This window comes from Ekhidna sp. (genome assembly GCF_963691765.1).
Lineage (GTDB): Bacteria > Bacteroidota > Bacteroidia > Cytophagales > Cyclobacteriaceae > Ekhidna.
Genome location: NZ_OY829375.1, coordinates 4,233,882 through 4,248,372, shown reverse-complemented (window position 1 = coordinate 4,248,372; position 14,491 = coordinate 4,233,882). Strand labels below are relative to the sequence as shown.

Below are 14,491 nucleotides of genomic sequence, written 5' to 3'. Positions count from 1 at the left end.
ATGAACCAAACTTTTTGAGGGTTGAAATATTAAGATTAATGGATCAACGTGCTAATAGAATACTCCCTGACTTACTCATTTGACTGTCATTGCACTTTAACACGAAGTAATAAACACCTTCTGGTACTGGAGATCCATTAAAATTGCCATCCCAAACACAATTGTTTTCAAACGGTGCATCTGCAACTCTTATATTTCTTCCTCTAGAATCAAAGACGTAAACTTTGCAACCCTCAGTATTAGGTTGTGAGGAATTAAGAATTTCCCAACAATCATTCATTCCATCACCATTTGGAGAAAAAGTTCTCTTTGGTCTTAAGTTGTCCAATGTCAATGTCAATTGGGTGGACACGGTGCAACTATTATCATCAGTTCCTGTTACTATGATTGTTGTACTGGGTTGATCCGGGAATGCTGTCACATCAATAGCAGAAGGATTGTCAAAAATGTCAGCTGGCTCCCAGCTTACATTAGTTAATCCAGATGCAGTGAGCCTTGCAAAATTGTCTTCTTCTAACGTTATTAAATCAGTACTTGCATCAAAGTCTGGAGAGGTGATATCTGCGTTCGATGGAAAGTTTCTAACTAATACACTGTCAATAACATCACAGCCTATGTTAGTACTTATTGAAACAATGGCATAAGCGGAATCAACTCCAATAGGGAACGATAGATCTATCGAACTGTCAGTAGAAAAGTTGTTTGAAATTATAGTGTCGTTAGGGGAAGCTGCTGCATTTCTGGTGGACCAAGAGTAACTAGCTATTGTCCCACTGGCTGGACTATCCAAGATTATATTAACTGTTTCTGCTTGACATTTTTGAGTGCCATCTGCAATGTTAAATTCGATAGCAGGGGCATCTGAAACTACAACTGTAATTGGATCTGAACTTACACAAATATCTGTTGCTCCAGGTCCAGCATATACTTCAGTTGGGTCATAATTGGTATTTAAAATGACCTCATAAGTTCCTGTGGTAGGAAATGTAAAATCTAGATCTTGGGTTGTTGCCGTATGAATAACAGCATCACTTGCATCCTCAACTACCCACTCATATTGTAATGTAAAAGAGCCTTCACCTGTAGATGCTGAAGTAAAAGAAGTTAAAAACTCGACACAAGTTTCGGTTGGACCATTTGCAATTGAAGTCGGTAAGGCTATTGCATTAATTGTATAGCTTGCAGTTTCTGTTACGCAAGTATTTACATCGGTAACTTCAACAGTGTAGTTTCCTCCTTGATTCGTTGAAATTGACGCAACATTACCCGCGCCAAAATCAGTTCCATTTCGTTGCCACTCGTAAGTAAAATCGCTTGTAAAATCTGGAACTTCTAGGGTAATGTTGGTGCCAGCACAAAAGTTGTCTAGATCATTATTTAATATTTCCAGTAGGGGAGCCTGACTAACTTCAACATCTATGGATACTTCGGTACTTGAACAGCTACCTGAGTTTTGTACCCTCAAGGAGTACGTCCCAGCATCAGAGGTTTCAATGTTATTTAATTGTACAGTAGCCGAAGAAAGCGTGGATCCATCTGGCAATGTCCAAAAATAGTTTTCAAAACTGGTGGTTGTACTAAGAGTAACATTTTCACCTGCACAAATAACTCCTGCTTCAGAAATGTCTATGGTTGGGGTACCAGTGACAGATGCCGCTATTGTATAGATTTCTGTATCTGATTGCGCTGAACACGTCGCATCTTGATTTATTGTTACTTGGATAGTTGTTGTTGAATTTGATGCCAAATCGAAGGTGGCAGAATTTGTTGCGCCGGTGCTAAAACTATTTCCTCCGGCATTAGTGTTACCAGTAACCGTCCAATCGTAGGTAGCCCCAGGAGAAGCAGTAGCAAATAAAGTAAACGTTTCAGGGTTAGAACAAAACACACCTCCATCTGAAGGACCTGGTGTAAGTACTGGTTCTACACAATTACGATTTAATATTATTCCCAGGTTCCCTGTTTGTGTACTTCCAACATTTTGAGTGTAGGCCATATCTGGTTTCGCATCTGAATTTAAGTCTCCTGTTACAATGTATGAGGTAGTGCTTGCTGTAGCAAGTTCTTGCTCATTGCCAAATGAAATTGATCCAGAAGATGTGTTCTCGAAAACATAAATATTACCCGCACCATTTGAACAAGTAATGTCTAGCATTCCATCTCCATTCATATCAGCAAGACTAACTCCAGTTGCACTGGTCCCAGTTATTGAAACGTTATTCGAAGAACCAAAAGTGATCGCACCGCTAGTTGTTTGATTTTCAAAAAAAGTTAATAATCCAGAAAGGTTACTTGTAACTACAATGTCATTAAGACCATCATCATTTAGGTCTCCAATGGCAACGTCAGTATTTTGGCCGCTATTAGTTACAACTTCTTCTTGTTCAAAATTAAATTGATCAATTACACTTGTGTTTTTAAGGAAATAAATGCTGCTATTACTTTCTCTAAAAGTTAGGGTCACAACGTCCAAATACGAGTCATTATTGAAATCACCAACTTCGAGTATTCCGGTAGGTTCGCCACCTGTTGATATTTCAACTGCCGAGGCAAATGAAATACTACCAGAAGATGTATTCCTAAATATATGAAAAGTAGCATCCGTATTGTTACCAATTACTAAATCTGACTTACCATCTCCATCCATGTCTGCTCCTTGAACTGATCGAGGAGCCCTTTGATCACCACTTGATGTGTTTGGTAGGGTTAATTGGCTAATATTCAATGCGTTGAGAGAAATTGTTCCTGGCGTGCTTACATTTTCATATACATAAATATCACGAGGATTTGTTCCTAAATTTGAAGTAAAAGCTAGGTCCTTATCTCCGTCATTATCGAGGTCTACACAACTTACAGAGTTGAACCCTGATAGATTTATGGTGTTATTAATCGTTTGATCTAGCTGGAAGTCTGTTGGTCCTGCGAATGCTCCAGTTCCGGAGGTATTATTTCTATAAATTGTGGCTTCGTTTGCATCAGTATCCACAAGATGAACAATGACAATATCATTTAAACCATCAGAGTCTAAATCGCACAAACAAATGTCCGAGGCAGCTTGCTCTGTAGTCGAAATATCATCGTATTCAGCATCGTAATTAGATATATCAGAACCGATGTAACTAATGTAAAAGTGTTGACTTGATTGAGCTATTAAATTATTATTTAAAACAGTAATCGATTCTTGCGTAGCTCCCGCTGGAACGACAGCCTCAATTAAATTGGTAGATATCACATTAACGCTAGTCGCTTCAACGCTACCGAAAAACACCCGTGGAGTACCTGATAAATTAGATCCAGAAATGGTAATCGTTTCTCCAACCTCTACATGAGTAGGAGATATGCTGTTAACAAATGGCTTTTGAGCCATTAAGAAAATAGGACTTAAAATTAATATCGCAAGTATATTTCTCATCATTCAGTCACTTGAAGTACCCATGCTTTAGAGAGCTTAGGTATTTTTCTAAATTCATCTCTTTTTGATCTGGTCTGCTGTAGATTTCCGGATTCATAAACTACAACATAATAGTATCCTCTACCACTGTTAAAGCCTACTGCTGAATCATGATATCCTAATTGAAACAATTCATCACTGTAGTCTCTTGCATGCTCAAATACACTGAATGCTCCTGCAATGACATAATTTCCGGCTGCCAGTTCTAACAAATGGTTCCCTCGCTTCGTAACCATATGATCATCTGAGGAACCTAATTCTTCATGAGTTCTAAAGTCCTGCGTAAGCTCTGGGTCAGCTTTAGCAATTTCATCGTGCTGTTCTTCGGTTAGCTCAGGGTTTTGAGTTATAGCATTTGCTTGAGATGAATTAATTGCTTTATCCCATTTTACTATATGCTCAACTGTCCCATCAGGATTTACTTTATCATATTTCACACCAACTTCTTTGGACCCATCAGGCAGCGTTCTTTCAAGGTGACCATCCTCCGATACAGTTAGACCTCCTGCATCTGCTTTTGGTATCCAACTAATTACCACATTTTTCTCACCATCACTAGAAGGTTTCTCTAGACGAATTCCCCGTTCTTCTTCTCCAAACTGATTTACTCTAGTTAATTCTTCATGATCTTCTTGGTGGTCCCAATCATCAGCTTTTTCAGTTGGGATTTCAGCTTCACTGTCTGGCGCGTCCAGCACAGTAGGAGAGGCTATTGATAATGCATCTTCATCCGTAGTTTCAGTTGCTCTACTTTGCTGTAAGGCAGCAAGTTGCTTTTGCCGTTCTAACTCAGCTTTTCTGGCTCTCTCTTCTGCGGAAAGTCTATGACTTTTTATAAATGATGAAACGTGCTCCGCATGATCTTTCTTAGTACCTAGGTGGTAACCTAAATTGACTTCAAGAGTAGGGCCTAGATCCGCTGAAATGTTGTTGTTACCTAGCTCGTAAGCGAATCCTACTGCAAATTTTTCTTTGATTTTTGCTCCGGCAAGACCTATGATGCCAGCATCTTGTCTATATGAAGCACCAACCCAAACTATATGATATAAGTGTGCAATCATTACACCTTCAAATTGATGAGGTATAACATTGCTATAACGATAAATAATATGTGGTTCAAAGGCAAAATCATCATTTACGTGGCCTCTATAGTTCATCTTAAAGATGGCGTTATCAGTCGGTGAGAATTGTACATCCCCGATTTCTTTTTGAGTAATTGGATTGTAGCTAAATAGATTAGGTAGCGAAACCCCAACATTAAAATGACCGAAATGGTAGGCTACTCCGACATCACCAATAAAAAATGTAGATTGATCGAGGAAATCTTCAAATGCAAGATCACCAGGTGAATCAAACTCGGTTATATTCACTGAGTTAATTCCTGCCCCCAATGACATTCCAAATCTTAAAAAGTGTGTTCTATCAATGTTTATTAGATAAGAAGCAGTTGCTTTAGCAGCAGATGTTGTCAATAAACCTTGTGTAACATTAAAAGCTGCACCACCTATGGCTATTCCTCCTTGGAGCGGCACGTGAAAGCTAACGTGAGATACTTGGGGAGCACCTTCAACGTTGGTCCATTGATCTCTATACATTACAAAAATAGCAGCGTGTCCCTCCACACCCGCATATGCGGGATTGTACATATAAGGGTTCATGAAGAATTGATTATAGACCTGAGGTTGTTGAGCGTTTCCTGAGAAAGAAACTAAGACAAAAGCACAAATTAGGATGCTTTTATACGCCCTATTAACACAAACCATGTAGCAGAGAGTTAATTGTTTCAAATATTGATGGTTCTTGATCTAAACCCTAAATTAGGGAATTTATTGCATTTTGCATCACCCGTAACAAATATCTCGATCAATGCTCATCTGTGCTAAGCTCAATATTGTCGAAATTGTTAAATAATTTAAGTCAAGTCAATTATCGAACTCCAACAGGATTTAGTATAATTACACTATATAATAAGGTTGTAAACTTATGAGGGTTTTATTATCAGTTCTATTGGTGGTTATATTTTCCACAATTTCTTATGGTCAATATTGGTTTGGGCCCAAAGTAGGTTTTAACTATATACAGCATAATTATCAAGATGTCAGTTATAGGGATACATTCAATATTAAGAATGACCTTAATTTCCATGTTGGTGGTGCTTTTAGCTATTCAGCAACTGATAAATATTCAGTTTATATAGAACTATTATATGAGAGAATTGGTAAATCCGTTAGAGATATTGCTTCTGATGGTGCGAATGTAAGAACCTCCATGACAAATCATTTTATTTCAATGCCGGCGATGTTGAGAATAACATTGGGTAAAGTGCCATTTCATTATTATGTAAACGGAGGGCCAAGAGTAAGTTATTGGTTGGCGGGTAAGGGCACTCAGTTTCTTGAAGAATTTGTTGAGCAATTGCCCGACCCAGAAATGGTAGAAGATGCCTTTAGAGAATACAAAGTTGTTTTTAAAAGAAGTAAAGTGGATGGAGATGATACTGCTCTAATACAAAATCCTAATAGGGTTCAATTTGGGTTGACAGTTGGCGGTGGAATTTATTTTGACCTTCAGGGTGGTGGTCGGCTATTAATTGATGCTAGATATACATGGGTTCATAGCAACATGGGAGAAAATTCTTCATCTGATAATATTAATTTCAACTTTACCACCTACAGTGAAAATTTTGAATATTCTCACAATATCACAAGTATAGGGGTAGCCTATATGTTTGGTTACAACAGTGAATTAAAGAGGAAGGGTAAGAGTAGCAATAAGGAGAGTAATAAAAAGAAGAAAAAGAAGAATTAATGTAATTATTCTAAGTTATATTGTATTGAAACAATGTCTTTTATTGATTTATTCCTACAATTACTAGTAAATATCTAACTTAAACTTTCAGCCTGTAAAATTCACTCACTGTGGTAAAAGCATTCTTAAAATTCTTAGGTGGAGAGCAAGGAGAAGAAAAGCAAATGTTGCTTTTACTCGGCAAGGGATTCTTTATGGGAATTCTACTTGCAACTTACCAAATTGGTGCAGAAACATTATTTCTAAGTGTTTTAGGAGATGAGTTTTTAGCAGATGCTTTTTTTGCTGCTGGAGCTGCTGGTATTGTATCCACAGCATTGTTCGTATATCTACAACGTAAGATTAATTTTTCAACACTTGTAATATCCACTACATTTTTGATTCTAGTATTCATTGGTGGAATTAGAATAGCTTTTGAGTTTATAGGTTACGATCAAAGCGTTACTGGTCAATTTCAATTATTGCCATTTGTTTTATTTGTAATGATTGGACCAGTAACATCAATCACCTTATTAGGTTTTTGGGGAGTATTCGGTCGTGTTTTTGACCTTCGTGCCAGTAAAAGAATAATAGGTGGTATTGATACTGGACAGTTAATGGCAACAATGATTGCTTTTTTCAGTATTCCAGTGTTAACAACTTATATAATCAATGCTACTTACGACTTGTTATTTGTTTCTGGAATCGCGGCATTTGGTGTTTTTATATTCACTTTATTATTAGTAATAAACTACAACCTAAATAGAGCAACTAAGGTTCTTGAAGGAGAGGAAGTTGAGAAGGTAAGTTTTGTGAGTTTGATGAAAGATAAGTATCTACGACTTCTTTCTGTATTCCTTATTTTTTCAATGGGAGCCGCTGTTTTCGTAGATTATACATTCCTTAGCGCCACAGAGACCATGTATCCTGATGAAAAGGATCTAGCTAATTTTCTTTCATTCTTTTCAGGAACTGTAATTGTAGTTTCATTCTTAATTCAAAGTTTTATCAATGATATAATCATCGGAAAGTTTGGATTGAAGGTTGCGTTGATGACTATGCCTCTAATTTTGATCCTATTTACATTAGGAGCAATTATTGTTGGGCACATATTCGGATATGAGACCAAGTCAAGTGAATACATAATGTTTTTCGTATTGACCGCAGTAGGAAAACTATTTACCGCAGCCCTTAAAGATGCCTTGGAAAATCCTGCGTTCAAACTTTTCTTCTTACCTCTCGATATCAAAATAAGATTCGATATTCAAACTAGAATTGAAGGAGTTGTTAATGAGATAGCAGTCTTTGTTGCTGGAGCTGCTCAAATGGCTCTTGGCTTATTAGTGTTCTTTAAGCTAATTCACTACTCGTATTTCATATTAGCCTTGGCTGGAGGTGTGATTTATCTATCAGGTAAACTTTTCGAAGAGTATAAGAAAACACTTAAGAAAACGCTAGAAAAACAAAAAGCAGGGCTAGAAGGAGAAGGAAAACGAAACGAGAATAATACTTTGAATATTCTGAAAGGAGAGGTTGCTTCTAAGGATATTGAAAGAGTATTAAATGCACTTAAATTATTTGAAAAACTTGAACCTATTGAATTTGAGTATGTCTTATTAGATCTACTAAATCATAGATCTCCAAGGCTTAGAACATTTGCATATCAAAAATTAGGCGACAGGCTTTGTTGGGAAGCAGTTGAGATTGTTGAAAAAGACATTAAAACAGAGGGTAATGAAGAGGTTCTTAAAGTAGCTGAAAGTTGTTTCAAGAAGCTTCAAGATGCGGCTAGTTTTCAATTAACTGATGTAGCCATCAAAGAGCTTGTGAGATCTACAGATGCAGCTGATCGTGAAAAAGGAGCTAAACTTTTAGCTAAGGTTACAGAAGATCGTCACATTGCCTTTATTATTGAATTATTACGCGACATTAACCCTAATGTACGATCCGCTGCAATGATTTCAGCTGGTAAAGTTAGACGTCCAGAGTTGTGGCCTATCTTAATAGAAAATCTTCATCTATCCACCTATGGAAATGTAGCAATGTCAGCCTTAAAAGCATCCGGAGAAGCTGCCTTCCACACAGTAGACACCGCATTTTACAAGACTGGACAATATCATCCTACAATGATTAGGATTATCCAAGTTTTAGGTAGAATCGGTGGTAGAGGTGCTACCGAACTTCTATGGAAAAAAATTGACTATCCAGATCGAAAGATTGTTTCCCAATTATTGCTTTCTCTTAGTTATATCGGGTTTGTAGCTAGAGATTTTCAAGCTGCAAGAATCAAGATAGCTGTCGAAGGAGAAATTGGTGATATCGCTTGGAATATTAAGTCAACCCAGGAGATACCAGAAGAAAATTCTATAGACCTTCTGATTAAAGAAGCTATGGTTGAAGAGGATATCAAAAATTACGACAATATATTCATGCTACTCGGTATGATATATGATCCTCAAAGTGTTTTGTTAGCAAAGGAAAACATCCAAAACGGAACAACAGAAAGTATAACGTTTGCGGTTGAGATGATGGATATTTTTGTTGAAGAAGAACTCAAGCCAAAATTAATACCTGTGATGGATGAGTTGAAAGTACCAGAAAGGTTAGCAAAACTTCAGAATCATTATCCACCAGAAGATTTCGATTCTTACGAAGACTTGCTTCTTCAAATTATTAACAGAGATTATAATAGAATAAACAGATATACTAAGGCATTGGCCATGTATCGTTTCAGTCAGTTAAGTAGTCATGTTACAGCTGATTTGATTGCCAACCTTTTCAATCCTGACACTCTTTTGTTACAAACTGCGGCATTTGTAATGTATAATATAAATAAAGAGTCATATCATGAGCATACAAAAAGATTGAGGCCAGCCACTAAAAAGGAACTTGACAAAGCCATTCTACCACCAGTTTTTAGAAGTGAGGATGAAGAATATCATCAGAAATTACTACTTATTGAAAGAGTAATTGAATTGAAAAAGAATGATATGTTCAAGAGTATTCCGGGCGAGCTTATTACTTATATGGCAGAAAGTCTGGAGGAAGTAAGAATTAAATTGGGATCAACCATTATCAGAGAAGGGGATAGTGGAATGGAGCCAATGTATATAGTTCTGGAAGGTGCGATTGATATTTATGAGGGGGATAATAAGGTAGCAGAACGAGAAGTTGGAGGAGTGTTTGGAGAGAAAAATATAACAGAATCAGACAAGTTTACATTTACAGCACTTGCAAGGACTGAATGTACATTGCTGCTCATGAGAAAAGAAGAATTACTAAACTTAATGTCTAAACATATTGAGATTTTAGATTGCTGGGTAGATATTATGAATGGAGTAATTGATCAGGAAAGTAAAGAAATTGTAGATGTACTCTTTGGATGACATTTCGATGAACGTCCTTTGATGAGAAAAAAAAAATAAGTTAATTCACTATAAAAACACCCTAACCGCACCAATGAGTAGTAATCGCACTATAGCATTAATATATTCTGAGAAAGACGATGCGATGATCGAAGGAGGAGTCAAAGGATGGATTTCGAACTTTCATAAGTTCCTATCCACTTTGATGTATCAAATTACTAGAGAGAATCCTGAAATTAAACTCATCAATGAATCAGATTTCTCAATATCTGATCTTGATGATTACAGTGCCATACTTGCCGTTCTTACCCCCAACTTAGTCAAAGAGCAATCGCTAATAAAAGGGTTAAACTCACATGGTAAAAAGCTTAAAGCCAAAAACGGCCTTATTGCAGACGGTGTAGCAAGAGTTTTTAAAATACTCAAGAGACCTTTTGATCCAGATGAATATTTGGACGAATTAGAAGACTTGCTAACCTACGACTTTTATTTAGTTGATCCTTTAACCGGTGATCCTCAAGAGTTTACAAGATTTTTTGGCAGTGACGCGGAGAGGAGTTATTGGATGAAATTGGTTGATATGGCATATGATATCAATCATGTTCTTCACGCTAAAGAAATTGAAGAGGGGAGCGGCTCTTACGAAACAATTCCAAGAGAAAAGACCGTTTACCTGGCAAGTACAGGTGTAGATATGGTGATTCAACGTGACATTATTAAGCGTGAATTGATAAGACATGGCTATAAAGTTTTACCTGACCATAGTTTGCCAAAAGAGGCAAAAGCTTTGGATAGAATGGTTAGAGACGATCTAGATAGGTGTCGACTATCTATTCACCTTGTAGGTGAGGATTACGGTTACAAGCCAAGAGGCTCGGAACTTTCCGTAGTAGATATGCAGAATCGAATTGCTTCCGATCATACATATCAAATGGTTGAAAAAAATAAGAAAGCGAAAGACGGAGAGAAGGAGCTTTTTAGTCGTTTGATTTGGGTCTCTCCAGATCTGAAAAATGTCACTGAAAGACAAAAGATTTTTATCGAAGACTTAAAAAGTGATGCTGCAGCACTGGAGGAAGCAGAGGTGCTTCAAATTTCCTTGCAAGAGTTAAAGACGATAATCAGGGAAGAATTAGTAACTGGAGGAAGATTTAATGTTCGCAAAAACATTAAGGGCTTAGACGAGACTGCGAAAGATGATAAAACTAAGATGATCTATTTGATCGCTGACAAAAGAGATGTTAGTGAAATAGATGATATTCAGAAATACCTGAAAGAAAAAGGATTCAATGTTGTTTCTCCAAGTTACGAAGGAGATCTCGTTGATCTCAGGTATATACACCAAGAAAACTTAAGAAGATGCGACGCATCAATCATATATTTCGGAAAGGCAACCGAGGATTGGATTAAAACAAAACTACAGGACTTGTTAAAAGCACCTGGTTTTGGTCGTGAGAAGCCTATCACTGCTAAGGCAGTTTACTTCATGGGACAAAAAGATGTAGACATGGAGCATTACAAGAAAAATAACGCTATGGTTTTGGGAAATAATGGAGGTACATTCGTTCCAGAACATCTCAAACCTTTTCTTACTAAAATTGGAAGCTAAATGAGCGACAAAGAAATAGATGTTCAGGGTCAAGAGACCCAAGATATCGTTGACATTACCCAACTTATAAACCCGTTTCCAGGTCTAAGACCATTCGGAATTGAGGAAAGCCACCTGTTCTTTGGTAGGGAGGGTCAAAGTGATGAGGTTCTTGTCAAGTTGTCAGAAAATAAATTCGTGGCAATACTTGGAGCTTCAGGTAGTGGTAAGTCTTCATTAATGTACTGCGGCTTAATTCCAACCTTATATGGTGGTTTCATGACTGAAGCAGGATCCAACTGGAGAATAGTTGTTACCAGACCAGGTGGTGGACCTATAGATAATTTAGCTGAGGCACTATTAATTAAAGATAAGGAGTTCTCAAATCTAGGGGATGAAGATAAGCTTATCCGAAAGACAATTATTAGTACTGTTCTTAGAAGTAGTTCCTTAGGGCTTGTTGAAGTAGTTAGACAGCTCAAAGCTGATGATTTTCAAAATGTATTGATTTTGGTCGATCAGTTTGAAGAATTATTTAGATATCGAAAACTTGAATCTGCTACCTCTGATTTAGATGAGTCCTCTGCCTTTGTAAACCTTTTGCTTGAGGCAATTCATCAGTATGATGAACCAGTTTATATCGCTCTAACAATGAGATCTGACTTTATTGGGGAATGTGCCCAATTCCCAGATCTTACTCAGATGATCAATGATTCTCACTATTTGATACCCCAAATGACAAGGGATCAAAAGAGAACGGCAATTGAAGGTCCAGTAGCTGTTGGAGGCGGTAAAATTGCTCCACGTTTGACCCAACAACTTTTAAATGATGTTGGAGATAATCCTGATCAACTTCCTATTCTTCAGCACGCATTGATGCGTACTTGGTCATATTGGACAGAGAATCGGAAGATTGGAGAGCCAATTGATTTACGTCATTACAATTCAATTGGTACGCTCAGAGAAGCACTTTCTCAACATGCTAATGAAGCATTCGATTCACTATCTAAGAGGGAGAAAGAAATCTGTGAGGTAATGTTTAAGGCCCTGACAGAACGAGGATCTGAAAATCAAGGAATTAGAAGACCAACAAAGCTTGCAACTATAGCGGCAATTGCTGGTGTGAATGAAGACGAAGTTGCAAGAGTAGTTGAAAGATTTAGAGAGCCGGGAAGATCACTATTAATGCCTCCTTTCGGTGTTAGACTTGAATCTGAAACTGTAATTGATATATCTCACGAAAGCTTAATGCGTATTTGGGTGAGATTGAAACGCTGGTTGGATGAGGAGTCCAAAGCCGCTGAAATGTATCTCAAACTTTCTGAGGCTGCTGAAAGATATCAAGAAGGTAAGGCCGGATTATGGCAAATGCCTGATTTGCAGTTAGCTCTTAACTGGAGAGAAGAAAATAGACCGACACTTGTTTGGGGACAGAGATATAATCCTGCTTTTGAGCGTACGATGGTGTTCTTAGAAACATCTGAGAAGGCATATTTAACTGAGCAGAGAAATAAAGAAATCCTTCAAAAACGTCAGGTTAAAAGGATGAGAACAACGGCAGTTGTGTTAGCAATTGCGGTATTAGTCTCATTAAGTTTCTTGATTTACTCATTTATTAAGGCTGATGAAGCAGACAAAGCAAGGATAGAAGCCGAGGCTCAAAAGAATGAAGCGGTAAGGCTACAGAAAGAAGCTGATAAATTGAAAGAAGACGCCCTTGCATCTGCTGCTGAAGCGAAGAGACAAGAAGCTGCTGCCCTTGAGCAAAGAGATTTAGCGGAGGAAGCTACTAAGCGAGCTGAGGTAAACTTAGCTGAAGCTAATAGGCAAAAGGCTCTGGCAGAAGAACGTCAAAAGGAAGCGGATGAAGCAAATGCACAAGCTCAGCTAAACGCGGAAGAAGCACAAAGAAATGCAGAAGAGGCGGATAGACAAGCTAAAGAGGCAGAGGATGCAAGGAAAAACGCTGAGCGTTTACGTTACCAGGCAATTGCGCAATCTATGGCGATTAAGGCGAAGAATATTTTGCCAGAAGATGATGATCAGGCACAATTGAAAGCGATCGTTGCACGTCAGGCTTATTTATTCTATGACGATTATAAAGATCAGGGCAAAGATTACAACGGTGATATTTACGCTGGGGTATACAATGCACTTCAAGGGTTATATGAAAGAGAAGCTGTAAACAACGGTTTATTACTTGAAAAGGGTGACTCGATATTCAATCAATACCATAAGCCAATCGATCCAAATTCAGAGAACACCATAGTAGGTGTTAGATCAGTTGTTTATTCAAATGATGGTAAATTCATGTACTCTGCGAATTCAAATGGAGAAGTGATAAAGTGGAATGTAGAATCTAGGGCATGGAGTCAGATTTTCCAAAATGATGATGTGGCTCGTGTGGTTAATATCAGTCCAAATGAGCAATACTTAGCTTTAGGTACTGATCAGAATAATATCTTGTTATTCAATGTGCGCAACATTGATCAAGAACCTAATAAAATTGTAGGTCACATTGGAGGTACTGTTTTTGACCTTCTTTTCTTGCCTGATAATTCTGGTTTCATTTCTGTGGGTGCCGATAATCGAATTCTAAGAAGTGATTTTAGGACATCAACTGAAATTGCTAAATCTGATGTTAAAATCAATAAGATTGCACTTTCCCCAGATGCTAAAACTCTAGTTGGTGGTGGAGAAGATGGGAATGTTTATATCTGGGATTTAACGGATATAGGTTCAGGAGCAACAACGTTGATCAATAAATCAGACGAGAATGATAATTCGAAATCTGAAAGAGCCATTAAGTCTGTTAAGTTCAGTAATGGAGGTAAATATTTAGCTTATGGAAGTGAAGATGGTAGATTAGTTATCTGGAATATGATTGATGATGTACAGGTTCAACCAACCTTAACTGGATTTAGAGCTCCAATCACTGATATTGAATTTAGTCCAGATGACAGATTACTATTAGGAACCTCAACAAATAGTCAAGTTAGAGTTTGGGATATGGAAAACTTGTTCGATTTACCTATTGTACTTGAAGATTATAAAGGTGTTAGAGATCAAGGTTGGGTTAATGATGCAGATTTTAGCCCAGACGGAAAATTCTTTGTTACTGCAGCGGGTGATGGAAATATTAGAAGATATCCAACCTTAGCTAATGAAATGGCGGAGGAAATATGCTCTCATATAACTCTAGGAAACATGTCGGATAATGAGTGGAGACAGTATGTAGGGGGAGACATAAAATACGTTGAAACTTGTGAAGGATTACCAAAAAGAGGACAGTAAGGATTA

6 protein-coding genes are annotated in these 14,491 nt (G+C 37.5%); 4 read left to right on the top strand and 2 right to left on the bottom strand.

Features of this window, described 5'->3' with window-relative positions; all coding sequences use genetic code 11:
* Positions 1-43: 43 nt before the first annotated feature.
* Positions 44-3,415 (bottom strand): FG-GAP-like repeat-containing protein, encoded by a 3,372-nt coding sequence (locus tag ACY650_RS18870; RefSeq protein WP_462249989.1) that lies wholly within the window; start codon positions 3,413-3,415, stop codon positions 44-46.
* Positions 3,412-5,214, bottom strand: coding sequence for a PorP/SprF family type IX secretion system membrane protein (locus ACY650_RS18865; protein WP_462249987.1), 1,803 nt, complete (start codon positions 5,212-5,214; stop codon positions 3,412-3,414). The genes ACY650_RS18870 and ACY650_RS18865 overlap by 4 nt, the downstream gene beginning before the upstream one ends.
* A gap of 220 nt (positions 5,215-5,434) precedes the next feature.
* Here ACY650_RS18865 and ACY650_RS18860 point away from each other — a divergent pair, with 220 nt between their 5' ends.
* The 4 genes from ACY650_RS18860 to ACY650_RS18845 all read left to right on the top strand — a co-directional run bounded on the left by ACY650_RS18860 (position 5,435) and on the right by ACY650_RS18845 (position 14,485).
* Entirely contained in the window at positions 5,435-6,259 is an 825-nt protein-coding gene (locus ACY650_RS18860) for an outer membrane beta-barrel protein (protein ID WP_462249985.1), read from the top strand.
* A gap of 110 nt (positions 6,260-6,369) precedes the next feature.
* The gene (locus tag ACY650_RS18855) at positions 6,370-9,624 is read left to right on the top strand and encodes a cyclic nucleotide-binding domain-containing protein (protein WP_462249983.1); all 3,255 of its coding nucleotides are present in this window, start codon (positions 6,370-6,372) and stop codon (positions 9,622-9,624) included.
* 73 nt (positions 9,625-9,697) lie between these two features.
* The gene (locus ACY650_RS18850) at positions 9,698-11,212 is read left to right on the top strand and encodes a DUF4062 domain-containing protein (RefSeq protein ID WP_462249981.1); all 1,515 of its coding nucleotides are present in this window, start codon (positions 9,698-9,700) and stop codon (positions 11,210-11,212) included.
* The gene (locus tag ACY650_RS18845; RefSeq protein WP_462249979.1) at positions 11,213-14,485 is read left to right on the top strand and encodes an nSTAND1 domain-containing NTPase; all 3,273 of its coding nucleotides are present in this window, start codon (positions 11,213-11,215) and stop codon (positions 14,483-14,485) included.
* Positions 14,486-14,491: the final 6 nt, after the last annotated feature.